This is a genomic window from Kocuria sp. WN036 (genome assembly GCF_002287015.1).
Lineage (GTDB): Bacteria > Actinomycetota > Actinomycetes > Actinomycetales > Micrococcaceae > Kocuria > Kocuria rosea.
Genome location: NZ_NSKF01000003.1, coordinates 230,996 through 245,919 on the forward strand (window position 1 = coordinate 230,996; position 14,924 = coordinate 245,919).

Consider the following 14,924-nt stretch of genomic DNA (forward strand, 5'->3'; position numbering starts at 1 on the left):
GACGTCGACGGCGGAACCGTCGGTAGGACGCGAGGTGAGGCAAGGGTTGCCTAACCCGGAAGACAGGGATCACCCTAGGGCGTGATCCGGCGAATACGCAACACGAGCATGATGTAATCGCTCCGCCGATGTGGTTAGGTATGCCTTGCCTAACTCCACGAGGGGCCCGAGCGGCCCCGTCCACCCCCTGCGAGGAGCCCATGCACGACTTCCTGCTGACCCACGACACCCCGGCGCAGTACGCCCGCGCCCTGCACGAGACCGTCGACGTGCTCGCCGTCCACCTCGCCGGCGCCCGGAGCCCCCGCTCCGCCGCCACGCCCGAGGAGCTCGAGGAGCTGGTCGCCGCGGTGGACCTCGAGCGGCCCCTCGGGGACCTCGGCGCCGTGGTCGAGGAGACCCGGCGGCTCTACCTCGACCACGCCGTGCACTTCCACGCCCCGGGCTACATGGCCCACCTCAACTGTCCCGTGGCCATCCCGGCGGTGGCCGCCGAGGCGCTCACCGCCGCGGTGAACACGGCGGTCGAGACCTGGGACCAGAGCACCACCGCCACCCTGGTCGAGCAGCGGATCGTGGACTGGACCGCCGCGCGGATCGGCTTCCCCGCCGCGGGCGAGCCGGACGGCGTGTTCACCACCGGCGGCACCCAGTCCAACCTCCAGGCGCTGTTCACGGCCCGGGAGGAGCGCCTGTCCCGGGCGCACCCGGCGTCCCGCGGGGAGCGGCTCGGGCGGCTGCGGATCGTGGCGGGGGAGCACGCCCACTTCAGCATCGCGAAGGCGGCGCACCTGCTGGGCCTGTCCGCGGACGCGGTCGTGCCCGTGCCCGCCGCCCGGGGCGGAGCCCTGGACCCGGTCGCCCTCGAGCGCGTCCTGCACGAGGTCGCCGCGTCCGGCGCGGAGGTCGCCGCGGTCGTGGCCACGGCCGGCACCACGGACCTCGGGGCGATCGACCCCCTGCCCGACGTCGCCCGGGCGTGCTCCGCCCACGGCGTCTGGCTGCACGTCGACGCCGCCTACGGCGGCGGCCTGCTCGTCTCGCCCGCCCACCGCCACCGGCTGGACGGGATCGAACGGGCGGACTCCGTCACCGTGGACTTCCACAAGTCCTGGTTCCAGCCGGTCGCCGCCTCCGCCCTGCTGCTGCGGGAGGGGCGGAGCCTGCGCTTCTCCACGTGGAGCGCCGAGTACCTGAACCCCCGGCACGCGGTGCGGCCCAACCTCGTGGACAAGTCCCTGCAGACCACCCGCCGCTTCGACGCCCTGAAGCTGTGGATGACCCTGCGCACCGTCGGCGCCGAGGGGATCGGCCGCGCCCTCGACCGGGTGCTGGAGCTCGCCCAGGAGGCGGGCCGGATCGTGGACGAGACCCCCGACCTGGAGCTGGTGGCCGAGCCCGTGCTCTCGACCGTCCTGTTCCGGCACCGGTCCCCGGACGCCGACGACGACGCCGCGGACCGGCTCGTGGAGACCGTGCGGAGCGCGCTGTTCGACTCCGGCCGCGCCGCGGTCGCCTCGACCGTCCTCGACGGCCGCCGGTGCCTGAAGCTCACGCTCCTCAACCCGGCGACGACCACCGAGGACGTCCGGGGCGTGCTGGACCTCGTCCGGGCCGCCCCCCGCGGTGCCGCGCCCCGCCCGCTCGAGGCCGCGGCGGGGGCCCGCTGATGGCCCCCGCGACCGGGCACGTCCACGACCTGCTGGGCATCGGGATCGGCCCCTTCAACCTGGGCCTGGCCTGCCTCGCCGCACCGCTGGAGGACCTCGACGCGGTGTTCCTCGACGCGAAGGACGCCTTCGACTGGCACCCCGGGCTGATGCTCGAGGACGCCACGATCCAGGTCCCGTTCCTCGCCGACCTCGTCACCCTGGCCGACCCCACCTCCCCCTACTCCTTCCTCCACTACCTCAAGCGGACCGGACGGCTGTACCCGTTCTACATCCGGGAGGACTTCAACCCGCTGCGCGCCGAGTACAGCGCCTACTGCCGGTGGGCGAGCGAGCAGCTCGGCAGCCTGCGCTGGGGCCGGGAGGTCGTCGGCGTCGAGCGCGACCCCGCCGACGACGCCTACGTGGTCACGGCCCGGACGGCCGCCGGGACGGAGCAGTGGCGGACCCGCCGGCTGGTCCTCGGCGTCGGCACGGTGCCCGCAGTGCCCGCGGGCGTGGACCCCGCCGCCGGCACCGTCCTGCACACCAGCGACTACCTGCCCCGGCGCGAGGAGCTGCTCGGGCGGGGGAGCGTCACCGTGCTCGGCAGCGGCCAGTCCGCCGCCGAGGTCTACCGCGACCTGCTCGAGCGCTCCGGCGCCGACGGCCCGCGGGTGGACTGGATCACCCGCTCCCCGCGGTTCTTCCCCATGGAGTACACGAAGCTCACCCTCGAGCTGACCTCCCCCGAGTACGTGGACCACTTCCACGGCCTCGGCGCGGACCGGCGGGACCGGCTCAACCGCGAGCACGCCAGCCTCTACAAGGGGATCAGCGCGGAGCTGGTGAACGACATCCACGAGCTGCTCTACCGCCGCTCGGTGCACGGGCACCCCGCCGGCCTGCTGACCACGAGCACCACCCTCACGGGTGTCGAGCAGGACGGCCGCGACCTGGTCCTGGCCCTGCACGACGACGAGCTCGAGCGCGGCTGGCGGCACCCCACCGGCGCCCTGGTGCTGGCCACCGGATACCGCGCCGAGGTGCCCGGCTTCCTGGCCCCGGTCCTCGACGACATCGCGTGGGACCCCGCCGGCCGCTACGACGTCTCCCGCGACTACGCGGTCGACCACGAGCGCTCCCGGATCTGGGTGCAGAACGCCGAGGTGCACACCCACGGCCTGACCTCCCCCGACCTCGGCATGGGCGCCTACCGCAACAGCGTCATCCTCCGGGCCGTCACGGGCCGGGAGGTCTACCCGGTCGAGCCCGCCATCGCCTTCCAGACCTTCGGCGTCCCCCGCGGCGCCGCCCAGGACATCCCCCAGGAGACCGCATGACCGCCCGCCCCGCGCCCGTTCGTCTCGCCACCCCCGGCGGCGTCCTGACCCTCGAGCCGCTCGTCCCGGACGCGCCCACCGTCGAGCTCCTGCACGCCTGGCTCACCCACCCCCGGTCCCGGTTCTGGGACCTGCTCGACGCCGACCCCGAGCGCGTCCGGCGCGCCTTCGCGGCCGTCGCCGAGGACCCGCACTGCGACGCGTGGCTGGCCCGCCTCGACGGCGTCCCGCTCGGGCTCGTCGAGACCTACGACCCCGGCGCGGTGCTCCTCCCCGGCCACTACGCGCACCGGCCCGGCGACGTGGGGATGCACCTGCTCCTCGCCCCCGCCCGGACCCCCGTGCCGGGCACGAGCGCCGCCCTCATGGCCGCCACGCTGCGCTGGCTCTTCGAGGCGCGCGGGGCCCGGCGCGTCGTCGTCGAGCCCGACGTCCGCAACACCGCCGTCCACCGGCTCAACGCCCGCGCCGGCTTCGAGGTCCACGGCCCGCTCGAGCTGCCCGGCAAGACCGCGCTGCTCAGCACGTGCACCCCCGAGGGGTTCGCGGCCTCCGAGCTGGGCCCCGCGGCCGCCGTGGTCCCCGCCGTGGTCCCCGTCGCGGTCCCCGGGGAGGAGGCCGACGACGGGCCCGCCCACCTCGGCCTGCACCCGATGCGGATCGCCCACCGCCACCTGTGCTGCAAGGCCCTGGCCGAGTTCGCCCACGAGCGGCTGATCGCCCCCGAGCCCGTGGGGGAGGGGCTCTACGAGGTCCGCACCGGCGGGGACCGGGTCCGCTACCGGTTCCGCGCCCGGCGCACCGCCTTGGAGCACTGGGTGCTGGACGAGGGCTCGCTGCGCCGCTCCGTGGACGGCGCGGACGCCGAGCCGGACGCCCAGGCGCTGGTCACGGAGCTGGCCCCCGCGCTCGGCATCCCCCCGCACCTGCTGGCGACCTACCTCGAGGAGATCGCCGGGACCCTCGCCTCGGCCGCCTACAAGCTGGTGCACCGGACCCGGCCCTCGACCGCGCTCGCGGAGGCGGGCTTCCAGGACGTCGAGGCCGCGATGACCGAGGGGCACCCGGGCTTCGTGGCCAACAACGGCCGGATCGGGATGGGCGTCACCGAGCACGACCGCTTCGCCCCCGAGGCCGCCCGTCCGGTGCGCCTCGTGTGGCTCGCCGTCCGCCGGGAGCTCAGCCGCCTCGACACCGGGCGCGGCCGCACCGAGGAGCAGCTGTGGGCCGGCGAGCTGGACCCGGCCGTGCGGTCCCGCTTCCGGGCCCGGCTGACCGGTCTGGGCCTGGACCCGCAGGACTACCGTCCCCTGCCGGTGCACCCCCACCAGTGGGAGCACCGGATCGCGGTGACGTTCGCCCCCGACCTCGCCCGCCGGGACCTCGTGCTGCTGGGCACCACCGGGGACGAGCACCGGGCGCAGCAGTCGATCCGCACGTTCTTCAACGTCTCCCGTCCCGACCGGCACTACGTGAAGACCGCCCTGGCCGTGCAGAACATGGGCTTCCTCCGGGGGCTCTCCCCCCGGTACATGCGCGACACCCCCGCGATCAACGACTGGGTCGCCGACGTCGTCGCGGCCGACCCGGTGCTCGCGGAGGCCGGGTTCTCGGTCCTGCGGGAGGTGGCCGCGGTCGGCTACACCGGGGACGCGTACCACCGCGCCGCCGCCTCCGGCCACGGGGACGAGGGCCCCCACACCAAGATGCTCGCGGCGCTGTGGCGGGAGAGCCCCGTGCCCCGCCTCGCGGACGGGGAGCGGCTCGCGACCCTCGCGTCCCTGCTGCACGTCGACGCCGGCGGCACGCCACTGGTCTCCGTGCACGTGCGCGCGTCCGGGCTGGACGCCGCGGAGTGGGTGCGGCGGCTGCTCGCCGTGTACCTCGCCCCGGTGGCCCGGTGCCTGCTCGCCCACGACCTCGTGTTCATGCCGCACGGCGAGAACGTCGTGCTCGTGCTGGACGGGCACGTCCCGCGGCGGGCGGTCATGAAGGACATCGGCGAGGAGGTCGCCGTCGTCACGGACCGGCCCCTCCCGGAGGGCCTCGAGCGGATCCGCCACGTGGTGCCGCCCGCCACGGCGGCGCTGTCCGTGCACACGGACGTGTTCGACGGCGTGCTGCGGCACCTCGCGGGCCTGCTCGAGGCCGACGGGCTGCTGGCCGCGGACGAGTTCTGGGACCTCGCGGCGCGGTGCCTCCAGGACGTCGCCGACGCCGACCCGGCCGGCGCGGACCGCGTGCCGCTCTTCGCGCCCCGGTTCGAGCACTCCTGCCTCAACCGGCTGCAGCTGCTCAACACCCTGCAGATGGTCGACCTGACCGACCAGGCGGCGTCCCTGCAGTACGCCGGGACCCTGGAGAACCCGGTGGCCGGGCGGGTGCCCGTGCACTGAGCACGACGCGGCCCCACTCGGGGTCCGGGCGGGCGGGGCCCCGCCCGCCCGGGCCCCGAGTGGCGTTTCCCCGGGACCTGCCCCAGGATTGAGCGGTGCCCGACGACCGTTCCGCCACCGCCGACCCCGCCCCCGGCCACGAGCCCGCCCACGACTCCGTGCCCGAGCTGCTGGTCGGCCTCGTCCTCTCCCCCCAGATCGCGGGCGCCCTGCCCCGGGACCTCGCGGCCTCCCTGCCGGGGCCGCTGCACGCGCGCTATCCCGGGGTGCGCTGGCGGGTGGCGGCGGTGACCGACCGGCTGGTCGTCCCGCCCGCCGACGGCCTGGACCTGCTCGAGGCCGCTCGCGACCGGATGCTGGACGAGGACTGGGACCTCGTCGTGGTCCTCACGGACGTCCCGCTCAAGGACGGCCGCAGCCCGGTGCTCACGCAGCTGAGCCCCGTGCACGGCGTGGGCCTGGTCGCCGTCCCGGCCCTCGGCGCCCTGCACGTGGGGCAGAAGGTGCGGCAGACGACCGTGCGGGTGGTCGGCCACCTGCTCGGCCACGACACGGAGGACGCGGACGACGCCGACGCGCAGGAGGAGCTCGTGCGGCGGGCGCGGCAGCGGTCGGAGGACCTGGAGGACCGGCCCGAGGACAACGCCGTGCAGTTCACGGCCCGCGTCCTCGGCGGCAACGTGCGCCTGCTGCTCGGGATGATCCGCGCCAACCGGCCGTGGACCCTGGTGGTGCGGCTGTCCCGCACGCTCGCCCTGGCCGCGGCGACCGGCGTGCTCACCCTGGTCGCCTCGGACCTGTGGCTGCTCGCCGCCGCCTACGGGCCCTGGCGGCTCGGGCTGCTGGGTCTGCTGTCGATCGCCGCGGTGACCGGTGCCCTCGTCGTCGGCGCCCGGCTGTGGGAGCGCCCGCGCCGGCGGGCCGAGCGCGAGCAGGTGGCCCTGTTCAACCTCGCCACCGCCGCCACCGTGGCCATCGGCGTCTCCGTCTTCTACCTCGCGGTCTTCGCCCTGTCCTGGCTCGGGGCGCTGCTGCTCGTGGACGGCGGAGTCTTCGCGGCGGTGATCGGCGCCCCGGCCGGGGCGGTGGAGTACGTCAAGCTCGCGTGGCTGACCGCCACGCTCGCCACCGTGGGCGGGGCCCTCGGCGCCGGGCTGGAGGACGACGACGCCGTGCGCGCCGCGGCGTACACCCGCTCGGAGCCCTGACCGGACCCGCCGCGGGCCTCGTCCGCGCGGACGCCGACAGTCAGTAGACTTGGTGTTCCCGGGGTGCTCCCGGAGCCGACCCGGGAGGACACCATGGCCGCCGCGCAGCAGAGCCCCGCGAAACCCCGCACGCCCCGCACGCCGCGCCTGCGGCGCAGCAACTGCAGCCGTCCCGGGATCACCCGCCGCGGGTACGGCAAGGGGTTCGCCTACCGGCACGCCGACGGCACGAAGGTCCAGGACGGGGACGAGCTCGACCGGATCCGCGGGCTGGCGATCCCCCCGGCCTGGAAGGACGTGTGGATCAGCCCCCAGCCCAACGGGCACATCCAGGCCACGGGAGTCGACGGCGCCGGACGGCGCCAGTACATCTACCACCCCCGGTGGCGGGAGCTGAAGGACCGCGAGAAGTTCGACCGCGTCCTCGACTTCGGCGACACGCTCCCGCAGGCCCGCCCGGCCGTCACCCGGCTGCTGCGGACGGAGGGCGCCACGGAGGAGAAGGCCTGCGCGGCGGCCTTCCGGCTCATGGACGAGGCCGCCCTGCGCATCGGCAACGAGGAGTACGCCCAGTCGAACGGCTCCTACGGCGTCACCACCCTGCTGGTCCGGCACGTCCGGGTGGACGGCCGGGACGTGCACCTCGACTTCCCCGGCAAGAGCGGGCACCGGTGGACGCTGGACCTCCGGGACGCCGACCTCGCCGCCGCGCTCGCGCCCCTGCTGGAGCGCGGCCCGGACGAGACCGCGCTCGCGTTCCGCGACGAGGACGGGCAGTGGACCGGCATCACCAGCGCCCGCCTCAACGACTTCGTGCGGGACCGGTGCGGCCCCGACTTCACCGCCAAGGACTTCCGCACCTGGCAGGGCACGGTGACCGCCGCGATGGCGCTCGCCGCCCGCGCCGGCACCCGCCCCAGCGAGAGCGCCCGGAAGAAGGCCGTGTCCGCCGCCATGCGGGAGGTCGCCGAGCACCTGGGCAACACCCCCGCCATCGCCCGCAGCTCCTACACGGACCCGCGCGTGATCGACCGGTTCCTGGACGGCGAGACCATCGACGCCGCCACCTACCGGGCCGCGGAGCGGTCCCTGCGCGGATTCCTCACCTGAGCCGCGGGCCCGGGGTGGCCGGGCGGCCGCCCCGGGCCCGTGCTCAGGACAGGCCCACGTAGGTGGCCGAGTAGCCGAAGCCGACGACGTCGTCGCGGCCGTCGCCGTCGACGTCCCCGAGCAGGCGCGGATACCGCGCCGGGTCCCAGCCGGCCGCCCAGCCGAAGGAGCCGGACGTCAGCTCGGGCCCGGTCAGGAAGTCGTCGTCCCCGTAGGCCACGAGCACGCCCGCGTTGCCGAAGCCGACCACGTCCAGGATCCCGTCGCCGTTGATGTCCGCGAGGTCCCGGGGGTGCCGGTCGGTGCGCCAGCCCTGCGCGGCGCCGAAGTCGGCGAGCTCGAGCGAGACCGGCTGGTACCTGGGCTCGCCCGGGGCGGAGGGCCGGGAGTAGGCGGCGAGGGCCCCGCGGTGGCCGAAGCCGATCACGTCCGGGGGAAGGTGACCGCTGACGTTGCCGACGACCCGGGGGTGCTGGTCGACGCGCCACCCCTGGGCGTACCCGAAGTCGCGGATCTCCAGGGCGGGCTGGGTGAACGTGTCCCCGAGCGCCGAGAAGTAGGAGACGTACGTCCCGGCGTCGCCGAAGCCCACGATGTCCGCCGTCCCGTTGCCGTCCATGTCGGCGAGCATCCGGGGGTTCTTGTCGATCCGCCACCCGCGGTCCCAGCCGTAGCTGTCGATCCGCTTGCCGGTGCCGTCGAAGGTGCGGTCCGCACGGCCGTGGGAGATGGTCACGCCGGAGTACCCGAAGCCGACGATGTCCGCCGTCCCGTTCCCGGAGAGGTCGGCCAGCTCGCGGACGTGCTGGTCGACCCGCCAGCCCTGGTTCCAGCCGAACTCGCGGACCTCGAGCTGCGGCGCGGTGAAGCTGCCGTCGGGCTGCGCGTAGGAGACGATCACGCCGGCGTTGCCGAAGCCGACGAGATCGTCCCGGCCGTCGCCGTCGACGTCGGCGACCGTGCGCGGGTGCCGGTCGGTGCGCCAGCCCTGCGCGGTGCCGAAGTCGCGGACCCTCAGCACCGGCGCGGCGAACGTGCCGTTGGTCTGGCCCAGGGCGACGAAGACGCCGGGGTCGCCGAAGGCCACGACGTCGGCGCGGCCGTCCCCGTTGACGTCGGCGAGCTCGCGCACGTGCTGGCCGACCCGCCAGCCGTCGACGTAGGAGAGGAACCCCTGGGTGGACACGGCGTGGGCCGGTCCGGCGAGAGCGATGCCGGTGGTGGCCAGCGCCGCCGCGGAGAGCCCGGTGAGCAGCCGGGCCGTCGGTGAGCGTTTCATGGTGGAACCTCCAGGTTCCGAGGAGCGGAGAACTCGGTCCGGATCGCCGGACGGAGGGTGGGGCGCCGGTCGGCCCCCACCGCCCGGCGATCGGCCGTGCGCTCGGCCGGGGTCCCGGGACCGTGGGTCCACCGGTGACCGCCCTCTGCCGAACGGACGGAACTGCTGGTGGGACCAGTCTAGATCCGCGCGTATGCGATCGCTAAGTGTTCTCCGTGCCATGCTGAATCGTTATCCCGGATCCGTGGCCGGAGGCCCGGGTCCCCGTCCCGGGGCCGCTCAGCGGCGGATGCCGCGCCGGAAGTACAGGACCGGGCCCACGAAGTTGACGGCGATGATCGCGGCCCACTTCCCCTTGCCGCCGTTGACCTCCGCCGCGGGCCGCAGGGCGAGGTCCGTCCAGGCGGTGGCCGCCAGCGAGACCTGCACGGACGCCAGCGTCAGCAGCGCGGTCCGCTGCCCCGGCGTGAGGTCCTTCCACCGGGTGCTCCTCCTGGTGCCGATGCGCGTCATGGTCGTCCTCCCGGTGCTCGGGGACTCGGGGTCCCGGCGGCCGCTCCGCGGGCGGCCCGTGGCACTCATGCTGGTGCGGGCGCCGCCGGCAGTCAACGCCTGACCGGCACGCGGGCCCCGGGCGCCGGTGCACGCGCATGGGGACATCCTCCTCCACCGCCGGGTCCCGTGTCCGAGTGCGACCGAGGATTCAGGGCGTCGGCGGGCTCCGGCGCCCGCCGCGGGGCCGGCACCGGTCCGGCGGTCTAGCCTGGGAGGCATGACCCGGTCCCGGACCTTGTCGCCGTCCGTTCCCGTCCCCGTCCCCGTTCGGTGGCCGGGCGCCCGCGCGGCCGCCGCCGTGCCGCTCGGGGTCCGGCCGTGACCGGGCGGTTGCCGCGCGGCGCCCGCCGGCACTGGGCGGACCTGGAGCGCCCGGGCCACTCCGTGCCGCCCCCGGTGGACACCGCGGCGTTCGCCGGCCTGCCCGAGCCCGCGCGCCGCTGGCTGGGGCACGCCGTGCCGCCCGGCACCCCGGCGTGGGTCTCGGTGGAGCTGTCGATGCGCGGCGAGATCCGGCTCGGCGGCGCGTGGCGCCCCTTCTCCGCCCGGCAGCTCATCACCCCCGGGATCGGCTTCGTCTGGGCCGCCCGCACCCGGGTCCTCGGCCTGCCGGTCGCGGGCTACGACCGGTACGGGCCCGGCGGGGGCGAGCTGCGGTGGCGGCTGCTGGGCCTCGTGCCCGTGCTGTCCGCCGCGGGACCGGACATCACGCGCAGCGCCGCCGGGCGGCTCGCCGGCGAGGCGGTCGTCGTGCCGTCGGCCTGCCCGGCCGCCGCGTGGTCGGAGGGGCCCGTCCCGGACACCGCCGTCATGACCTGGGTCCTCGACGGGGAGCGCGAGGACGCCCTGATCCGGGTCGACCCGGACGGCCGGCTCCGGGAGCTGAGCATGCAGCGGTGGGGCGACCCCGACGGCACCGGGTACGGCCGCCACCCCTTCGGGGTCGCGTTCTCCGAGGAGGCCGATCTCGCCGGCGTGCGCGTGGCCACCGTCCTGCGCGCCGGCTGGGCCTGGGGCACCGACCGGCAGGCCGAGGGCGAGTTCTTCCGGGCGCGGATCGAGGGCGTCCGGTTCCGCTGAGCGGCCCTCCCGGGACGGGACTCCCCGAACGGGGCGACCTGCCCGGGAGACCGTGCGGTCAGCGGTTCGGTCCCTGGTCGACCGATCCGTCCCCGGGCCGGTCCTGCGGCCGGTCGTGCGGCCGGTCGGGCACCGGGGAGGACCAGGGCACCGGCGCCGCCGCGGGGGACCGGGGCTCGACCGGCCCCTGGTCGAGCCGGAACGGCGGGTACTCGTCCCGCAGGAGCAGCACGTAGGCGAGGACCCGGTTGACCCAGCGGTTGATGCCCATGACCAGCGCGAACAGCTCGGGACGGTATCGGCCCGTGAAGAGCAGGACCACGGCGGCCACCAGCACGAGCAGCCCGAGCAGGGACGGTCCCCAGCTGGTGGTCGTCGTGCCGTCGTCGCCGCTGCGGGTGGTGCTCCACGTGCCTCCGCCCGTGAGCACCCCCACGATCAGCAGGTGCGGAATCGCCAGGAGCCACCACTTCACGAGCACGAGACCGCGGGAGAGCCGCTCCGGGTAGGCGACCTCCAGCTGCGCCGGATGGTCCGCACGGGCCAGGGTGAAGGGCGGGTACCGGTCGGTGCCCAGGGCCGAGTAGGAGTAGAACGCCACCCGCCAGCTCCACCGCAGGACCCCCACGCTGAAGGAGAACCACGAGGGCGGGTACCGGCCCGTGAACAGGATGGCGAACCCGGCGGCGACCGTGGTGACCACCAGGGCGAACCACAGCACGGCCAGCACGATCAGGTGCGGGATCACCAGCAGCCACTTGACCAGCCACAGCCACCGGGACAGCCCCGCGTCGAGGAAGCCGGTCAGGCGCACGGGCGAGACCGGCGGCGGGGTCCGGTCCCGCCCCGGGTCCTCGGCGAGGGCCGCGCCCGGGCCCGTGCCGCGCGGCGGGGTGCGCGGGTCGATGTCCCGGCCGAGTCCGGCGGCGCCGAGCAGCAGCAGCGGGAGACCCACGACCAGCCCGGCCAGCCCGCCGACCAGCTGGCCGCCGGCCAGGGGGCCCAGGAGGTCGGAGCGCGCCCCGAGCTGCAGGTCCGCCCAGACCGGCCGGGTGGCGTCGGCGTTCATCACCACGAGCGTCCAGCTGCCCGAGCGCAGGTCCAGGGTCAGCTCCCGGGTGCCGGGTCCCTGGTCCGAGTCGGCCCAGAAGGTCTGGTTCCCGGGCCGGTCGGGCACCCGCTCGCCGGGCACCCGGGCCCGCGTGTCGTCCCCGGACTCCGTGGCGCGGCCGAGCTCGGCGTGGGCGACGCCGTCGAGGTACCGGTCGACGTCGGCGGTCTCGGCCACGCCCACGAAGATGTCCTGCTGCGGGTCGGCGGCCGTCACGCGCACCTGCACCCTGCCGAGCTGGTCGAGGAAGGGCACGGGGGAGAGCTGGGCGTCGCCGACGTCGAGCACGGCGGGCGGGCCCACCAGGGCGTAGGTGATGGTCTGGTGCCGGTCCGGGAACGCGGTGAGGAAGCGCCCGTCCTGCTGGGCCGCGGCCGCGCCGGCGAGGACCAGACCGCTCACGAGCGCCGCCAGGCCCAGGGCGGTCAGCAGGGTGCCCAGGACCAGCAGCACCCACTGCCCGGGTCTGGTGCGGCGCGGAGCGTCCTGCCGGTCGGCCGGACGGGGTGGGCGGGAGGCGGGGTGCTCGTTCACGGGAGCTCCTGAGGAGTCGGGCGGTGGCCGGAGCCCGGTGCGGGGCGTCCGCGGGATGTCGGCGGGTGGTCTCTTCGATGTGCTTCCCGGGTCCGCTGCCCTGCCGTGCGGTGCGCTCCCTGCGGTGCTGTTCGGTCCCGGCCGGGCCCGGGGCCTGTGGGGCAGGGGCTCACCCGCGCAGGACGGCGGCCCCCGTGATCCGGTCCGCGGCCAGGTCGGCGAGGGCCCGGTCCGCGGCGCGCAGGGGGTAGGGGACGGTGGTGGGCCGCAGCCCCAGCCGGGCGGCCAGCCGCAGGAATTCCTCGCCGTCCTGCCGGGTGTTGGCGGTCACGCTGCACAGCTGCCGCTCCTGGAAGAGCTCCGTGGCGTAGTCGAGGGCCGGGACGTCGCTGAGGTGGATCCCGGCGACGGCCAGGGTGCCGCCCCGGTCCAGGGCGCGCAGCGCCGGGGGGACGAGGGTGCCCACGGGGGCGAAGAGGATCGCCGCGTCCAGCGGCACCGGGGGAGGCTCGTCGGCCTCCCCCACGAAGGCGGCGCCCAGGTCGCGGGCCAGCTCGCGCGCCGCCTCCGAGCGGGTCATGACGTGGACCTCCGCGCCCTGGTGCAGGGCCACCTGGGCGGCGAGGTGGGCGGACGCGCCGAAGCCGTAGATGCCCAGCCGGCCCCCGGGCGGCAGGTGGGCCCGCCGCAGCGCCCGGTAGCCGATGATCCCGGCGCACAGCAGGGGGGCCGCGTGCTCGTCGTCGAACTCCTCGGGCAGACGGTAGGCGAAGGCCTCCGGGGCCAGGGTGAGCTCCGCGTAGCCGCCGTCCTGGTCCCACCCGGTGAAGCGCGGGGCGGTGCAGAGGTTCTCCCGGCCGCGGCGGCAGAACCGGCAGCGGCCGCAGGTGTGCCGCAGCCACGCGACGCCCACGCGCTCGCCCTTCCGGAACCGGGCGCAGCCGGGACCCGCGCCCACCACCTCGCCGACGATCTCGTGGCCCGGGATCATCCCCGCCCGGTGCAGCGGGAGGTCGCCCTCCACGAGGTGCAGGTCGGTGCGGCACACCCCGCAGGCCCGCACCCGGAGGAGCAGCTCCCCGGGCCCCGGCACGGGGTCGGGGCACTGCCCGAAGCGCATCGGCCCGCCGGCCGCGGGACCGGGCTCATCGATCCACCACGCACGCATGCTGTCCTCGTCGATCCCCCGGGAGGGCTCCGGCCGCGGCCGTGACCCCTGTCCTGGCTCCGAGTCTAGGAACGGATCGGGGGCGCCGTCAGGAAACGAGGAATGTTAATGCCCGGCCCCGGAGCCCGGGGCCGGGCGGGCCGCCCCCGCTTCTCGGCGGGAGGTGTTCCCAATCGGGACGCGGGGGACGAGCATGGGGGGACGAAGGACCGCGCGGGTGCGGCCCGCGTCGCAGGCACCCGGGCGGAACCCGATCCGGCGCGCGACGAGAGGACTCAGGGATGACCGAGCGCATCGACCGATGGCCCACGGGGGCTCCGTGCTGGGCGGACATCATGGTCTCGGACCTCGACCGTTCCATGGACTTCTACGCGAGCGTGCTCGGGTGGCGGTTCACGCCCTCGGACCCGGAGTACGGCGGCTACTGCAACGCCCTGGTGGACGGCCAGCCGGTGGCGGGGATGTCCCCGGCGCTGCCCGAGATGGAGGACGACCCGCACGCGTGGGCGGTCTACCTCGCGTCCGACGACATCGTGGCCACGGGCAGGGCCGCGGTGGCGGCCGGTGCCCGGCAGCTGTTCGAGCCGATGGCCGTGGGCAGCTTCGGCACCATGGGCGTGTGGATCGATCCCACGGGGGCGGCCTTCGGGGTGTGGCAGCCGCAGGAGCACACCGGGTTCAGCATCGTCGGCAAGCACGGGGCCGTGGCCTGGTGCGACCTCCTGACCACCGACCAGACAGCCGCCGAGCGGTTCTACGCCGAGGTCTTCGGCTACACGTACCAGGACATCGGGACGCGGCACGAGGCGTACGCGGTGTTCACGGTCCCGGGCATGGACCGTTCGGCCGGCGGCATCGGCGTGGCCGCCGAGGACGTCGACCACCTGCAGGAGGCGCCGCCGCTGTGGTGGGTCTGCTTCGAGGTCGACGACGCCGACACCGCCGCCGAGCGGGTCGTCGCCGCGGGGGGCGCGCTGGTCCAGGAGCCGGAGGAGTTCGGCTACGGGGAGCTGGTGTTCGCCGCCGGCCCGGACGGCGAGCGCTTCGCCATGATGGGCCCGTCCTCGGAGGACTGGACGGAGGAGGACGACGAGGACGCCGACCAGGACGACGACGGCACCGACGGGGACGACGGCCGGCCGTGAGCACACCCCTGTCCGCTCCGGCAGGCTGCGGGCCGGGGCGTGGGGCGGCGGCCCCGTGCCTCAGGGCGTCGGGCTCAGAACATCCCCACGACGGCGCCGACGAACCACAGCACCACGAACAGCGCCACGAGGCCGATGATGACGGCCAGCGCGAGCTTCCCCTTCGAGGAGTCGCCGGGCCGGTCGACGTCGAGCTCGGGGTTGGTGGGGCCCACGCCCGAGCCGGCGTCGGGAGGGGTGTCGCCCTCGATGCTCAGGCCTGACTCCTCGTTCAGGGCGTCACCGGCCTTCTTCGGGTCGTTGCGTGCCTGCTCGGGATTGATCTCGGCCACGGGGTCCTGCTCTC

12 protein-coding genes are annotated in these 14,924 nt (G+C 75.5%); 7 read left to right on the forward strand and 5 right to left on the reverse strand.

What is annotated here, in order from left to right; genetic code table 11:
- Positions 1-200 precede the first annotated feature (200 nt).
- The 5 genes from CK505_RS03830 to CK505_RS03850 all read left to right on the forward strand — a co-directional run bounded on the left by CK505_RS03830 (position 201) and on the right by CK505_RS03850 (position 7,706).
- The gene (locus CK505_RS03830) at positions 201-1,670 is read left to right on the forward strand and encodes a pyridoxal-dependent decarboxylase (RefSeq protein ID WP_095650279.1); all 1,470 of its coding nucleotides are present in this window, start codon (positions 201-203) and stop codon (positions 1,668-1,670) included.
- Positions 1,670-2,992 carry a lysine N(6)-hydroxylase/L-ornithine N(5)-oxygenase family protein gene (locus CK505_RS03835; protein WP_095650280.1) on the forward strand — a complete coding sequence of 441 codons (1,323 nt, stop codon included), beginning with the start codon at positions 1,670-1,672 and terminating at the stop codon, positions 2,990-2,992. Before CK505_RS03830 ends, CK505_RS03835 begins: the two co-directional genes overlap by 1 nt.
- Positions 2,989-5,388, forward strand: a complete 2,400-nt coding sequence (locus CK505_RS03840; RefSeq protein ID WP_095650281.1) for a GNAT family N-acetyltransferase — start codon at positions 2,989-2,991, stop codon at positions 5,386-5,388. Before CK505_RS03835 ends, CK505_RS03840 begins: the two co-directional genes overlap by 4 nt.
- 95 nt (positions 5,389-5,483) lie before the next feature.
- Positions 5,484-6,596, forward strand: coding sequence for a hypothetical protein (locus CK505_RS03845; protein ID WP_017834703.1), 1,113 nt, complete (start codon positions 5,484-5,486; stop codon positions 6,594-6,596).
- 63 nt (positions 6,597-6,659) lie between these two features.
- Positions 6,660-7,706, forward strand: a complete 1,047-nt coding sequence (locus tag CK505_RS03850) for a DNA topoisomerase IB (protein ID WP_241482788.1) — start codon at positions 6,660-6,662, stop codon at positions 7,704-7,706.
- 43 nt (positions 7,707-7,749) lie between these two features.
- Here the strand turns inward: CK505_RS03850 and CK505_RS03855 are convergent, their stop codons facing one another.
- Complete coding sequence (locus tag CK505_RS03855) at positions 7,750-8,985, reverse strand: VCBS repeat-containing protein (protein WP_095650282.1); 1,236 nt, start codon at positions 8,983-8,985, stop codon at positions 7,750-7,752.
- Between the two features lie 279 nt (positions 8,986-9,264).
- Positions 9,265-9,498, reverse strand: coding sequence for a hypothetical protein (locus CK505_RS03860; protein WP_172604889.1), 234 nt, complete (start codon positions 9,496-9,498; stop codon positions 9,265-9,267).
- Positions 9,499-9,858: 360 nt separating this feature from the next.
- Between CK505_RS03860 and CK505_RS03865 the strand changes: the two genes are divergently transcribed.
- Positions 9,859-10,620: a DUF6544 family protein gene (locus CK505_RS03865; protein ID WP_141246774.1), complete on the forward strand. Its 762-nt coding sequence runs from the start codon at positions 9,859-9,861 to the stop codon at positions 10,618-10,620.
- A 58-nt stretch (positions 10,621-10,678) separates the two neighbouring features.
- Here the strand turns inward: CK505_RS03865 and CK505_RS03870 are convergent, their stop codons facing one another.
- Positions 10,679-12,265 carry a DUF4389 domain-containing protein gene (locus CK505_RS03870; RefSeq protein WP_095650284.1) on the reverse strand — a complete coding sequence of 529 codons (1,587 nt, stop codon included), beginning with the start codon at positions 12,263-12,265 and terminating at the stop codon, positions 10,679-10,681.
- 169 nt (positions 12,266-12,434) lie between these two features.
- A complete protein-coding gene (locus tag CK505_RS03875) occupies positions 12,435-13,433 on the reverse strand; it encodes a zinc-dependent alcohol dehydrogenase family protein (RefSeq protein ID WP_095650285.1) in 999 nt (332 codons plus the stop codon).
- Positions 13,434-13,714: 281 nt separating this feature from the next.
- On the opposite strand from CK505_RS03875, the gene CK505_RS03880 reads away from it, so the two are divergent.
- On the forward strand, positions 13,715-14,578 hold the full coding sequence (locus tag CK505_RS03880; protein WP_095650286.1) for a VOC family protein: 864 nt from the start codon (positions 13,715-13,717) through the stop codon (positions 14,576-14,578).
- Between the two features lie 74 nt (positions 14,579-14,652).
- On the opposite strand, the gene CK505_RS03885 is transcribed toward CK505_RS03880, so the two are convergent.
- Positions 14,653-14,910, reverse strand: a complete 258-nt coding sequence (locus CK505_RS03885; RefSeq protein WP_017834712.1) for a DUF6480 family protein — start codon at positions 14,908-14,910, stop codon at positions 14,653-14,655.
- Positions 14,911-14,924: the final 14 nt, after the last annotated feature.

What these genes read in the sequence shown, in the direction of transcription:
- CK505_RS03855 (WP_095650282.1), bottom strand. Translation starts at nt 8,985, where the DNA reads ATGAAACGCTCACCGACGGCCCGGCTGCTCACCGGGCTCTCCGCGGCG.
- CK505_RS03880 (WP_095650286.1), top strand. Translation starts at nt 13,715, where the DNA reads ATGACCGAGCGCATCGACCGATGGCCCACGGGGGCTCCGTGCTGGGCG.
- CK505_RS03835 (WP_095650280.1), top strand. Translation starts at nt 1,670, where the DNA reads ATGGCCCCCGCGACCGGGCACGTCCACGACCTGCTGGGCATCGGGATC.
- CK505_RS03830 (WP_095650279.1), top strand. Translation starts at nt 201, where the DNA reads ATGCACGACTTCCTGCTGACCCACGACACCCCGGCGCAGTACGCCCGC.
- CK505_RS03860 (WP_172604889.1), bottom strand. Translation starts at nt 9,498, where the DNA reads ATGACGCGCATCGGCACCAGGAGGAGCACCCGGTGGAAGGACCTCACG.
- CK505_RS03840 (WP_095650281.1), top strand. Translation starts at nt 2,989, where the DNA reads ATGACCGCCCGCCCCGCGCCCGTTCGTCTCGCCACCCCCGGCGGCGTC.
- CK505_RS03875 (WP_095650285.1), bottom strand. Translation starts at nt 13,433, where the DNA reads ATGCGTGCGTGGTGGATCGATGAGCCCGGTCCCGCGGCCGGCGGGCCG.